At 48.9% G+C, this 13,337-nt stretch carries 10 protein-coding genes; 8 read left to right on the top strand and 2 right to left on the bottom strand.

The genetic code is table 11. From position 1 onward, the window contains the following. Positions 1–193: 193 nt before the first annotated feature. The 5 genes from VF685_RS13675 to VF685_RS13655 all read left to right on the top strand — a co-directional run bounded on the left by VF685_RS13675 (position 194) and on the right by VF685_RS13655 (position 4,151). The gene (locus VF685_RS13675) at positions 194–1,111 is read left to right on the top strand and encodes an MlaA family lipoprotein (protein WP_286385524.1); all 918 of its coding nucleotides are present in this window, start codon (positions 194–196) and stop codon (positions 1,109–1,111) included. A 104-nt stretch (positions 1,112–1,215) separates the two neighbouring features. Next, positions 1,216–2,184 (top strand): RsbU family protein phosphatase GigA, encoded by a 969-nt coding sequence (gigA, locus tag VF685_RS13670; protein ID WP_104472728.1) that lies wholly within the window; start codon positions 1,216–1,218, stop codon positions 2,182–2,184. A 114-nt stretch (positions 2,185–2,298) separates the two neighbouring features. Further along, positions 2,299–2,820: an anti-anti-sigma factor GigB gene (gigB, locus tag VF685_RS13665; protein WP_005182525.1), complete on the top strand. Its 522-nt coding sequence runs from the start codon at positions 2,299–2,301 to the stop codon at positions 2,818–2,820. A 24-nt stretch (positions 2,821–2,844) separates the two neighbouring features. Next, entirely contained in the window at positions 2,845–3,669 is an 825-nt protein-coding gene (locus VF685_RS13660) for a carbon-nitrogen hydrolase family protein (RefSeq protein ID WP_127799100.1), read from the top strand. A gap of 92 nt (positions 3,670–3,761) precedes the next feature. Continuing rightward, the gene (locus VF685_RS13655; RefSeq protein ID WP_104470612.1) at positions 3,762–4,151 is read left to right on the top strand and encodes a DUF4951 domain-containing protein; all 390 of its coding nucleotides are present in this window, start codon (positions 3,762–3,764) and stop codon (positions 4,149–4,151) included. A 37-nt stretch (positions 4,152–4,188) separates the two neighbouring features. On the opposite strand, the gene gspE is transcribed toward VF685_RS13655, so the two are convergent. Beyond that, positions 4,189–5,676: a type II secretion system ATPase GspE gene (gene gspE, locus VF685_RS13650; RefSeq protein WP_016659509.1), complete on the bottom strand. Its 1,488-nt coding sequence runs from the start codon at positions 5,674–5,676 to the stop codon at positions 4,189–4,191. Positions 5,677–5,799: 123 nt separating this feature from the next. Here gspE and VF685_RS13645 point away from each other — a divergent pair, with 123 nt between their 5' ends. After that, positions 5,800–6,603: a hypothetical protein gene (locus VF685_RS13645; RefSeq protein ID WP_034598323.1), complete on the top strand. Its 804-nt coding sequence runs from the start codon at positions 5,800–5,802 to the stop codon at positions 6,601–6,603. Between the two features lie 9 nt (positions 6,604–6,612). Beyond that, the gene (locus tag VF685_RS13640) at positions 6,613–7,536 is read left to right on the top strand and encodes a mechanosensitive ion channel family protein (protein WP_005182510.1); all 924 of its coding nucleotides are present in this window, start codon (positions 6,613–6,615) and stop codon (positions 7,534–7,536) included. Positions 7,537–7,577: 41 nt separating this feature from the next. Here VF685_RS13640 and VF685_RS13635 read toward each other — a convergent pair whose 3' ends face one another. After that, complete coding sequence (locus VF685_RS13635; protein WP_286385523.1) at positions 7,578–10,298, bottom strand: DUF2339 domain-containing protein; 2,721 nt, start codon at positions 10,296–10,298, stop codon at positions 7,578–7,580. A gap of 162 nt (positions 10,299–10,460) precedes the next feature. On the opposite strand from VF685_RS13635, the gene polA reads away from it, so the two are divergent. Beyond that, positions 10,461–13,223 (top strand): DNA polymerase I, encoded by a 2,763-nt coding sequence (gene polA, locus VF685_RS13630; protein WP_127799096.1) that lies wholly within the window; start codon positions 10,461–10,463, stop codon positions 13,221–13,223. Positions 13,224–13,337: the final 114 nt, after the last annotated feature.

Here is a 13,337-nt window from a genome sequence, read left to right as displayed (position 1 = left end):
ATAGGCGAAATATTTACGCTTGCAAGCCCTTTGATAAAAAAATTTAATCATCCGATTATTTTTTATTCATTTTACCTTTTTTAGCTATAAATTTCGGCCAAAAGTGTTTAAATACTCTCTTAAAATGTGCGCTGGGTCGAATGACCCTGCTTTCTCTTTTTTGCTTTCAGTATTCAAAGCACTAGGATCTTTTATGCGTCAACAACAATATGTATGGATTAGCCTGCTGACTTTAGGGATGGCCTCCCCTGCTTTTGCCAATGAATCTGCAGTAGACAGTTCTACCCGCACCACAGCAGAAGCAGACTCATCTGCAGCAACCAGCAAAGCCCCTTCACGCTTTGAATCCTTAAAAGAGCTGAAAAATATTAAAGCACAAGATTTGAAAGTGAATGCCAATGCCGCACAACCGGAAAGTGTTAAAGATCCACTACAACCTTTAAACCGTCAGGTCTATGCCTTAAATGATGTGTTAGACCGCAATATCGCCCGTCCGCTGGCTGTGCAATATACAGAAAAAGTTCCTGGCGATGTGCGTGGTTCTTATCGTAACTTCCGTAAAAACCTGGGTGAACCATGGAATGCAGTAAACCAGCTGATTCAGGGCCGTCCGCTCAGAGCAGCAAAAACGCTGGGCCGTTTTACTGTAAATACCATCACCACTTTAGGTCTGGCTGATCCGGCCCGTCGTTTGGGAATGGAAACCGAAGATGAAGATTTTGGCACCACTTTAGGCTATTTCGGGGTGCCGTCTGGCCCGTATCTGGTTTTGCCGATTATTGGCCCAAGTACCTTCCGTGATGGTTTTAGCCGTCTGGTTGACAGTCAGGCCCGTCCACAAAAATACATTCTAGAAGATCATGATGGACTGTACTGGACCGAGCAGGCTTTACGCGGCATTGATGTCCGTTCCCAGATTCTGGATGTAGAACAGGTGTTACAAGGGGATCGCTATGCCGCTATTCGTGATATTTACCTGCAGCGTAAAAACTTTGAAATTGCCGAGAAAAAAGGCTTAGAGGCCGAGAGCATTTCATTTATTGAAGATGTCGAAGACGACTACATCGAAGATGAAGAAAACTTTGATTCAGTTGCACCGCTCACTGAATAATTTGTAATACTTCTTTCTGGCGGGAAGTTCAACTTCCCCTAGTAATTCATTGATTGTTATAGTACATCTATCCCCTAAAGCGCATAGGATTATATTCTACATTTATGTATTTCATTCAGCCCACACGTGATATTCCCTATCTAGATCAGGTGATTGACACACTGCCCAGTGTGCAAATGATTCGCATAGATGACATCGACCTATATGATCAGACCATCATTGCCATTGCCGATGTGCAGGATTATTTAACCCATCGCTGGAATTTACCGACCATTGTTTTGGGCTTTGAAGATGAAGGGCTGGCCCTATCGCAAGCCTGGGAACAAGGTGCTTTAGCCGGCTGGATCTGGAGCAAACTGCCGACAGAACCGCAGCAGGCCCTGCTTAAAATTGATGCGCAATATAAACGCAATCAGGACAGCCGTGATTTACCCTCGGCTGCAGAGTTACAAAAACGTTTACTGCCAAACCCAATTGAACTGGTCAATTATGAAATTGAAACCCTGTTTCAGCCTTCGGCCTATTTATCTGGCGACTGGTTTGATTACTGGAAAATTAGTGACAAAGAGCTGATTTTTTATCTGGCCGATGTGTCCGGCCATGGGGTAACCAGCAGTTTATTAACCTCGTGGATGGCGGCTTTTCATGGTCGTTCCAAAACCCCGCGCGAGTTACTGAAAAAACTCAACGGGATGCTGGTACAGGAAAATATTGAAAAGCATATCACCATGATTAGCGGGATTTTAAACCTGGAAACCCATCAGCTGCGCTGGTCCAGTGCCGGACATTATCCGCCTGCGATTATCTTTGAACCCAATCAGCCACCGAAAATCTTAAACACCAGCAGCTTTCCTTTGGGCCTGACCGAAGACCTGGAAGTAGAAGAATATGAATGCGTGCTGTCACGTCAGGCGCGCTTTATTATCTGTTCAGATGGTGCGCTGGAACCTTATGTCGGCGGACTCAATGAACAGTTTGAACAACTGGTCTATCACTTGCAGAATCAGTCCTTTAAAGCGCCAGAACACGTGGCCGACGATATTGCCATCCTAAGTTTGTGCCGACTGAATTAATCACTTAATCAACCACTTAAAACCATCCTTGGACTTATGTCCATAGCAGACACTTGAGTCTGTGGTGTCCCTATGGGATAATTTTATCTATCCTTCTCTGCAAATGGCATTTATATGTCAACAGGTCATGTTGAATACGCAAGTTTGGATGGAACGCATATTTTCAAGCTGATCGGCGAAGTGCGTGCCCAATCTTGTATCAGTTTAGACAAACTACTCAGTAAAATTGAACAGCAAACCAATGTGGTCGGCGCCATTGTCGATTTAACTCAAACCACATTTATTGACAGTACTGTTTTGGGTGTTTTGGCAAAACTTGGGCTAAAACTTAAACAGGTACATCAGATTCAGGCGGTCATGCTGTCGACCAATCCAGACATCACCACACTGGCCAATAGCATGGGCTTGGGGCAGGTGTTTGTGATTCTGAATTACTGTGGCGATCCGAGTGTCTGCACCCGTGCCCTGATTGAAGAGCATGTGACGCATAGCAATATGCTCTCGACCGTACTGGATGCCCATAAAACCCTGATGAAACTCAACGACAGCAACCAGAATATGTTTGAACCACTGGTCAAACAGCTACAAAAAGAACAGGACAACTTGGAACAGGTGTCTAATCAGCAAAACGTATAATTTTCAGTTTGGGAGAATGCCCGCATGACTTTTGTTTCTGTTGCACAGATGAACTCGCAAAATGATATTGAAGCCAATTTCAACACGGTCGAGCAGCTGATTCAGCAGAGTAAAGCCGCCGGCAGTGAACTGCTGGTTCTTCCTGAAAATTTTATCTGTTTTGCTGCCGGCAAGCAGCGCGAAACTGCAGCCCAGTTTGAATCTATTCAACAACGTCTGGAACAACTGGCCCATCAGCATCAAATCTGGCTGGTGGCGGGCACCCTGCCGTGTCCATTCCGCCCGGATGGTTCGGTCATTGAAGATGGCCGGGTACGTACCGTTAGCCTGTGTATCAGTCCTGAAAAAACCGAAGCCCGTTATGACAAGATTCACCTGTTTGATGTACAGGTCGGTGATGCAGTCGGGGGGTATCAGGAATCCAAATTCTTTGAACCAGGCCAAGATGTGGTGGTGGCCAAAACCCCGTTTGGTACTATTGGCCTGATGGTCTGCTATGACCTACGTTTCCCGGAACTGGCGCTAAAACTGCGTGCACAAGGCGCCAATCTTCTGACAGCACCTTCTGCTTTTACCTACACCACTGGCCAGATGCACTGGCAGCTGCTGCTACAAGCACGTGCCATGGACAGTCAGTGTCAGGTTTTAGGTGCTGCCCAGCAAGGCTGGCACGGCGAAAAACGTCAAACCTGGGGTCATTCTGGTGCGACCAATTCCCGTGGACAATTACTGGCCATGGTGCAGGACGAAGGCGCGCAACTGATTACAGTCGAATTTGACCTGAAAGAACAGCAACAGGTACGCGAGTCAATGCCTTTAATGCAGCATCGCGTGTTAGTCAATTATTAAGTCTTTCCCTTGATCTCGCTGATATTGTTATCGACGTAAGCTTTCAACTTGCATATAATAATGATTCTTATTTTCAACAACAAATTATCCTGATGTTTAAAATCGTGATCACCAGTCTGGGGCTGCTGTGCTCGACACTGGCCTTGGCCGAGCTAAGTATTTCTGAAAAAATGCGTCCTGTGGTTTATTCTCAGGTCAATCCGGAGATGGCACGTCTGCCGGTTCCAGCCACACCGAATCAGATGAATCTTCCGGCCTTTGGACAGGGACTGATTGGCTGGGGCAGCGGCCCGGAAGGTGCGCAAGCGCGTTTAGATTCCATCACAGCTGCCGATGTGCATCAGATGCAAATTCAAGGTTTAACCCTGGAGATGGTACAGGCCTGGCAGGCATTTTATACTCATGAAAGCCAGCGCAATCCCGGCAATCCGACGGCACCCTTACGCGCCCTCTTAATGCAAAAAATCGTCAGCCTGTGGTAGGGACTGACGATTTTTTTAAACAGGCTCTACAGCTCTGCTAGTCTGCCGCTTCATTGGTGACACGTAACACTTCTTCGACTGTGGTTTTACCGGCCAGTACTTTACGCAAACCATCTTCACGAATCGAACCAGATTGCTGGCGCGCATAGTTTTCCAGTTCATACTCTGCAGCATTGCCATGAATCAGGCGGCGCATGTGATCATCTACCGGTACAATTTCATAAATGGCGGTCCTGCCAGTAAATCCGGTATGCGCACACTGCTCACAGCCTTTCGGTTTCGGCAGGCGCAATACCTCTGCACTGCTGACAGGTTTAAACAGTTCTTTTTCAAAGTCATCAGCATCATGCCAGGTGGCGCAGTGCGAGCACAAGGTTCGGACCAGACGCTGCGCAATCACACCAATCAGGGAACTGGACAGCAGGAAAGGTTCAATGCCCATATCTTTTAAACGGGTTACGGCGCCAATCGCAGTATTGGTGTGCAAGGTCGATAATACCAGGTGACCAGTCAGCGAAGCCTGTACCGCAATTTCTGCGGTTTCCAGATCACGGATTTCCCCGACCATTACCACATCCGGGTCCTGACGCAGCATGGCTTTTAAGGCACGCGCGAAAGTCATATCGACCTTGGTGTTGACCTGGGTTTGCCCAATCCCTTCCAGCTGATATTCAATCGGATCTTCAGCGGTCAGAATATTTTTCGAGCCATCATTCAGGTCCGACAGTGCTGCATACAAGGTAGTGGTTTTCCCCGAGCCGGTTGGACCGGTGACCAGAATAATGCCATGTGGACGATGTACCAGCTGTTTTAGCCGGTCATAATCATTTTGCATTAGGCCCAAATGGGTCATGTTCAGCCGTCCGGCCTGTTTATCCAGCAGACGCATCACCACCCGTTCACCATGCGAAGATGGCAAGGTCGATACCCGCACATCGACTTCACGGCCCGCCAGTCGCAGCGAAATACGGCCATCTTGCGGAATGCGTTTTTCAGCAATATCCAGTTTGGCCATGACTTTAATCCGCGATACCAGTAACGGCGCCAGCTCACGACGCGGCTGTACAATTTCACGTAATTGTCCATCTACCCGCAAACGCACCGATAAGCGTTTTTCAAACGATTCAATATGAATATCCGACGCACCGACCCGAATCGCTTCGGACAGCAGTGCATTAATCAGCCGGACAATGGGCGCATCATCTTCCTGATCCATTAAATCTTCGGCTTCAGGTACCGAGTCGGCCAGACTGAGTAAATCTGGATGATCTTCCAGACCTGCCGCAACCTGTTGTGATTCCCCGGTATCGCCGGCAAAACTGCTGCTTAACAGCTGATGAAATTCCTGATCGGTACATAACTGGAACTGGGCCGGATGCCCGAGAAAACGGCGTGCTTCCTGAATAGCCAGCAGCGGCGTATTTTCACGGCGCACGATAAAAGCATGATCCCCCTCATAGCGAATCAGCACGCCATGGCGTTTTGCAAAACTATAGGGGATTTGTAATTGTTTAAGTACTTGCATCAGCGATTATAATAATGATGAAAAAATCTCATTTGAGTGTACTCTAAGCTTATGACAGCGTGAAGTCTGTTTTTAGGGTTTTAAATTGAAAGGAAGACGCCCTTGCCGCATCCGAATGAATTACTGAATCATGATGAATTGCCCGATTTAAAATGGTGGGGCGAACACGAGTTTGAACTGCATCAGCCCAAAGCCTGGCAATTTGGCTCCCTGCTGTTTCGTTTAACACGCGGCATGCAGGAGTGGCGTCTGGAATATCATCGTCCGCAGGTGCAGTATGACTATGAACAACAATGGCATCGCATCAATGACCCGAATTTTTCCTTTCCGCAGCCGGTGAAAATTGAACGCTACATGTTCAAATCGACCACCAACAAACTCCAGCTGATGCCACGTCTGGCAGACCGTTCAGTGGTGATTAAACCGGTCGATCCGATTTATATTCCGGCTGGCCAGCGTGGCACGCTGTACATTAGTACCCCGTTATGGATTGCCGGTTTTGTCGATGGTCAGCGCGAGCCGATTTTTGATTTGCCGGTGATTTTGCCCAAAGATACCTGGTTTGGACCGAATCACCGTTATGGCGAAATCTGTTATGCCACCGCGGTGGATGGCCGGACCGAGCTGCACCAGCTACGCCCGCGCGCTTTTCGTGCCATTACGCCTATCGAGTTTCATAATATCAGCAACCAGCAATTGCGCTTTGACCGGATGAATGTACCGGTGCCGGCACTGCCGCTATTTTTTAGTGAAAGTACCGGACGTTTATGGACCTCCCAAATTAAAGTCTTGCACGAAGGTTCTGACCGGCCACCACGGGTACGAATTGAAAACCGTACCCCACCGCATGCCGGTGAAGTGATTTATGTGCATCCGCCACGTGAAACCGCGGGGGCGTTATTTAATATGTTTGATTCATTCTTCTAGGGAGTAGACATGGCCGATTCCAATATCCCTAAAGAAATTACCAATAGCCTGAAAGGGATTTTCACCAATATCAACACCGAGCGCCTGACTGAAATTCTGGTGGCGCTGGTGCTGTGCTTCTTAGGCTTTCTGGTGGCGCGTTTTGTCTCTAATGCCTTTATCCGCACCATTGGTAAACGCTTTAATGCGCATCAGAGTCTGGTCTGGCGTCGCGGGATTTTCTATTTTATTTTCCTGATTTTTGTGATGGCCAGCCTGAAAGAAGCCGGCTTTAAACTTAGTGTCTTCCTGGGTGCAGCCGGTATCTTAACCGTGGCGTTGGGTTTCGCGTCACAAACTTCGGCTTCCAACCTAATCAGCGGTCTGTTCCTGATTGGTGAAGGTTCCTTTGAAGTGGGTGACACCATCCAGATTACCCTCATTCGTGGTCATACCGTAGAAGGTGAAGTGATTTCGATTGACCTGCTCTCGGTGAAACTGCTCACCCAGGACAACGTGTATGTGCGTTTACCGAACGAACAGCTGATTCGGGCGCCGGTACACAACCTGTCCAAATTCCCGATCCGGCGGATTCCAATTACTCTGGCCATTAATTTCCATGAAGATATTATCAAGGTGCGTGAAGTGCTGCTGGATGTGGCCAATAAATATCCATTGGTGCTGGCCGATCCGAAACCTGCGGTGACAGTAACTGCCTTCCGAGAATCCTCAATTGAACTGTTATTTGCGATCTGGTGCCAGCAGGAAAACTTCCTGCGAGTGCGTGATGAAATGCAGGAACGGATTCGTAATGGCTTTGTCGATAACCAGATTGAAATTCCGGTACCGAAAATGGGCTTTGTCGATCATCCGCTGTCCCGACCGCTGGAAAATGCAGAGATTGATCAATATGCCAATGAAAAAGCCCTGAAACGTGAACCGGATGTAAAATAAACTTTGTAATATTAGCCTTCTCCACCAAGAGAAGGCTTTTTCTATTCAGAGGGTGAGCGTTCAACCGGTTGTTCTGGATCGGGCATTGGCGCAATATAGGCAATAATCAGCATCACCGCACCGGCAGCTAAAAATGAAATGACCCGGGTTAAAGTGCCAATATGCGACAGATCAAACAGCACCAGCTTTAAGCTGACAATCACCAGAATACTGCCGCCCAGGACCCAGACCGAGCGTAACTGTTTGCGGCTGGCCCAGCTCATGGTGACAAATGCCAGGCTGACCCAAAGTAAAGTCAAACTCAGTTGCACCGTGCCATTACGCCACAGCGCCAGTTCATTCAGCGGCGTTCCCACATAGACATGCAAGCCACGCAGCATAATATAGCTACTCAGCCACAATAAACTCAGCACCATCAACACTGCGGCCATACTCCGGTCCAGCCCGGCCTTAACCTGTAACGACAGCATCCATAAAAAGCCGACCAGCATGGCGATGCTGACCAGATCAAAAGGATTTAAGATGGGCAGCAGATAGCCATGAAACGCCTGCTGGCTTAACAGCTGCGAACAGATCATCCAGGCCAGCATCAACAGCAAACTGCTTCGGGCCTGCCAGAACATCTGCCAGTCGGGCTGTGCCTGCCAGTAACACCAGCCGCAAAACAGCAGCGGTAAAATCACCATACTGATATACGGTTGCTGCGGTAATAAAGTCAGACTGGTCAGTAGCAGACTGAGTAAAGTACCGGCACTGACCCATTCTTTTTCGGTTCGTACACCTAAAAGCGGCCTTAACCAGAGCAGACTGAGGATGATGCCAGCTCCGGCAAACAACAGCCGCTCATTGAAAGATGCCCAGACAATACTACCCTGCTGCATCCGCAGCATGACAATTCCTGCCGCAAACAGCAGCAAGGGAACCAGGCCCGACCATTTGCTGAATAACCAGGCCACCCCGGCCTGTCGGCGTAACAGGATTTCATTCACAACCCAATAGGCCAGACTCAGGCTGAACAGGCTCAGCACCGCACTGAGCTCGCCGGACCATTCATCCTGGAGCAGCACCAGCAACATGGTGGTCGCCAGCAACATCAGCAGACATTGAAAGCCAATCATACTGCTACTAAGTTGTTGCTGAAATTGCAGCCGGCTATTGGACAGCAATACCACGCCCACATAGCTCAGGCACAATACCCAGAACATGGCGCGTGGAAATACAATCAGCTCCACCAGATAATACAGGCTCGACAGCCCCGCCACGACCAGCAGGCCCATGGCTAGATACAGACTGATTTTGGACTGCCGCACCAGCCCCAACAGGAAAATCAGCAGGCCTTCAATGGCCCAGCCCATGACACTTTTTTCAGCCGGCAATAAAATCGGCGGAATTAGGGCCAGAAAAATTAAGGTCAGGCTTAAATAGCTGTGCGCAATTAGCTGTACCGTTTGATGGTTTCTGGATAATCGGTACAACACGGCGAACAGCAGTGCAAACAGCAGACTGAGGCCCGCCTGCCAGGCTGTGTCCTGGAAATGCAGCACATATAAACTGCTATAGGCCAGCAACGGTGCAGCAAAAATCAGCCCAATATCCAGCGCCGGTTTAAGCTTAAACTTGTCTAAATCCTGCTGTGCCAATAACTGGCTAAAACGGAAACCCAGCCAGATAAAGATAGCGGCATGTGCCAGAATCAGCACGGTCATCAGGTCGCGGTCAGCATCGCTGCCATGCACAAAGGCATAGCTGCCACCGACCAGCACGGTCATTAAAAAAGCAATCTGATTCAGAAACTTCCACGGTCGCAGGCTGCTGAGCACGGCCACCGCAATATTAATCACCAGATAATAGCCAATAAATTCCGGTGCAGTTGCATCACGCACCGGTAAGGTAAATGGTGCAAGATAGGCCATCACCATGGCCATTAACGCCAGTTCAACCGACTGCTGTCTTAAACTCAGCCATAACGTCAGGGCCATTAGTAGCAGAAAATAGCCACTGGCAATCAGCAAGTTTGGAATTATTGCATTGTAATAGGCAAAGAATAAGGTCAGACACAAGGCTGCCAGCCCGAGCCCTTCCAGCCCCAGGGCAAAACTGCGATTGCGCTGCTGCAAGCGATAACCCAGTCCGGTCACGGCAGCACTACTCAGCGCGACCATGGCCAGTTTGGTGGCCAGGCTCAGCTGCCAATGTTCCGTGGCAAAACGCAGCAGCAGAATAATGCCGATCACCAGAATAGAAATCGCGGTTTTCAGCACCGGATTACCCTCAAAAATCCAGTGTTTGATTTGCTGGACTAAATTGGGAGCGGGCGCTGGTGCAGCTTCAGCTGTTGCACTAAACGGTAAAGGCGGTATGTCCGACTGTACCGAAGAAGCCGGCTGCGGCAAAAAATGCTGGGCCTGTTGAATCTGACCCAAATACTGTTCCAGACGCCGAAGCCAGCGCAGAAAAAAGAAAATCCAGGCCGCAGCGCCAGCGGCAATCATCCAGCCCCAATCCAGCAGCCCACCGACCACGGCAATAATCGAGGAGAGATACAGCGGCACTTTGGAGGTGGCACGAAATGCAATTAATCTTTGTTCGCCTAGCGCCTGGGCCGGTTGCTGAATAGCATCGACATAGTGCATGACACTCATCAGCAGTGCAAAACCACAGACATAGGTCAGCAGTGGAAATGATAAAAACCACGCGCTGATGGCGACAATCATCAGGCTCATCAACCAGATCATGCGGATTTCGCTCTGCCCTCTCAGCATCTTGTTTTATTCCTTTATTAATTGTGCTGATCATACAACAACTTGCACAGTGCTTATTTTATATTCATCAGATATTCGGTAACCTGCATATACAATCATCACTCAGCGTGCGTGTGTAAAATCACGTACAATAAACAGGTTTTTTGGATTAGGAAACTTTCAATGCCACCATTTGTCTTGGTCGATGGGTCTTATTTTTTATTTCGTGCGTTTCACGCCTTACCCCCTTTAACCACGTCAACCGGTATACATACCAACGCCATCCGTGGGGCAATTTCCGCAATCCAGAAACTGATGCGCCGTACCCAGCCTACTCATATGGCGGTGATTTTTGATACCCCGGAACCAACGTTCCGTCACGAACTGTCACCCATTTATAAAGGTGACCGTCCAAGTATGCCAGATGAACTGTCACAGCAGATTCCTTATTTACACGCCTTAATTCGCGCACTGGGGATTCCTCTTTATATGCTGCCGGGTGCCGAAGCCGACGATATTATTGGCACGCTGGCCAAACGCGCCGAAGCCGAAGGTCATCAGGTGTTAATTTCCACCGGCGACAAAGACATGGCTCAGCTGGTGACCGACAAAGTTACGCTGGAAGACAGCTTCAAAGAGAAACCAATGGATGTGCAGGGTGTCTTTGAGAAATTTGGCGTCTGGCCGAATCAGATTGTTGATTATCTGACCCTGATGGGCGATGCCTCGGACGGGATTATGGGTGTTCCGGGCGTGGGTGCTAAAACTGCCGCCAAACTGCTGACTGAATACGGCTCTTTAGGCGGAATTCTAGAAAATGTCGACAAAATTAAAGGTCGCGTTGGCCAGAATATTAAAGACAATGTCGATGGTATTGCCATTGATCATCAACTGGCCAGTATTGTCTGCGATCTGGACATGGGCCTGACCTTTGCAGATCTGAAACTATGCGATCCGAATACCGAAGAATTGCGCCGTCTGTATACCGAACTGGAGTTCCGGAACCAGCTACAGTCGCTCGATCATCCGAACAACCCGAACAGCAACAGCTATAAACAGGTCAGCCAGGCCATTAGCCAAACCCCAGCGGCCGCAGAAGTCGCTACTGAAGATCAGGCCCAGCTCAGCAGCAGTGAAGACCAGCTAGGTGAAGCCACCTATCATACGGTGTTAAGCCCGGCAGACTGGGATGCGCTATTCCAGCGTTTAAGCACCGCCACACGTTTTGCCTTTGATACCGAAACCACCAGCCTAGATTATCGGATTGCCCAGATTGTCGGCTTCTCGGTGGCTTTTGATGCTACGGAAGCCTTCTATGTGCCTTTGGCGCATGACTATGCCGGCGCACCGGAACAGTTAAACCGTGAAGCGGTGCTGGCGCAGATCAAACCGATTCTGGAAAATCCAGCGGTTGAAAAAATTGGCCATCATTTAAAATATGATGCACATGTGCTGGAAAACCACGGTATTCACTTACAGGGCTGGTACTTTGACACCATGCTGGCCTCGTATGTCTTAAATTCTGTCGCCACCCGTCATGGGATGGATGATGTGGCGCGTCTGTATTTAAGTCACCTGACCACCACCTATGAACAGATTGCCGGTAAAGGCGCCAAACAGAAAACCTTTAACCAGATCGAGATTGAAACAGCCGCGCATTATGCCGCCGAAGATGCACATGTGACGTATCGCCTGTATGAAGTGCTGAATGAAAAGCTGCAGCGTCATCCGGAACTAAGCAATCTGCTGCATCATATTGAAATGCCGGTAGCACGCGTGCTAACCCAGATGGAAGAAAACGGCATCAAGCTGGATCTGAATTTCCTGGATCAGCTGGGCGTAGAATTCTCCAATACCATGCTGCAACTGGAACAGCAGATTATTGAACTGGCCGGCCAGCCGTTTAATGTCAGCTCGCCCAAACAGGTTGGCGAAATCCTGTTTGAAAAGCTGGGCATCAAAGGCGGCAAGAAAACTGCCACCGGCCAATACAGCACCAGTGAAAGTATTTTAGAAAAGATTGAGCACCCGATTGCCAGCCTGATTGTGGAATATCGCGGTCTGTCTAAACTGAAAAGTACCTATACCGATGGCTTACAAAAGCAGGCTAATAGCAGCAGCCATCGCGTGCATACCAGTTATCATCAGGCACTGACCGCAACAGGCCGTCTGTCTTCGACCGATCCGAACCTGCAAAATATTCCAGTGCGTATGGATATTGGCCGTCAAATTCGTAAAGCCTTTATTGCACCAGAAGGCCGCGTGTTACTGGCTGCCGACTATTCGCAAATTGAACTGCGTTTAATGGCGCATTTCTCGCAAGATGACGCGCTGGTTGATGCCTTCAATCATGGTCAGGATGTACACCGCCGTACCGCTGCAGAAGTGTTGAATATTGCCCTGGAAGATGTCACGCCGGATCAGCGTCGCCAGGCCAAAGCGGTTAACTTCGGCCTGTTATATGGTATGTCCGAATTTGGTCTGATCCGTCAATTGGGCTTTACCCGGGAAGAATCGCAGAACTATATCAAGCAATACTTCCAGCGTTATCCGGGCATTTATGAATATATGCAGCGCACCCGTCAGGTGGCTCTGGAACAAGGCTTTGTTGAAACCCTGACCGGCCGCCGTTTATATACCCCGGATATTGATGCCCGTAACATGATGGTGCGTAAAGCAGCAGAACGTGCAGCAATTAATGCGCCCTTACAAGGCTCTGCGGCAGATATTATTAAAATGGCCATGGTGGAGGTAGATAAAATGCTGCCACGCCATCAGGCCAAAATGCTGCTACAGGTGCACGATGAACTGGTGTTTGAAGTCGATGCCAATGTCGCCGATGAACTGGCACCCAAACTGGCCGAAGTAATGCAGTCGGTGATTGAACTGTCTGTTCCGCTGGTGGTCGAAGTAGGTAAAGGCCAGAACTGGGATGAAGCACACTAAAGTCTTTCCACCTTCCTCCTCGGAGGAAGGCTGGGCTGAAGGTCATTTGCCTCTTGGGCGAAATATCAAGGTCTTCACCTCAAAACTTGAGCCATAAAAAAGGACTCAATTGAG

Origin of the sequence: Acinetobacter sp. Brlt_5 (assembly GCF_051949055.1) — a bacterium.
GTDB classification, from domain to species: domain Bacteria; phylum Pseudomonadota; class Gammaproteobacteria; order Pseudomonadales; family Moraxellaceae; genus Acinetobacter; species Acinetobacter indicus.
Note: the sequence above shows the minus strand (reverse complement) of the source record. Positions and strands in the feature narration are given on the sequence as shown.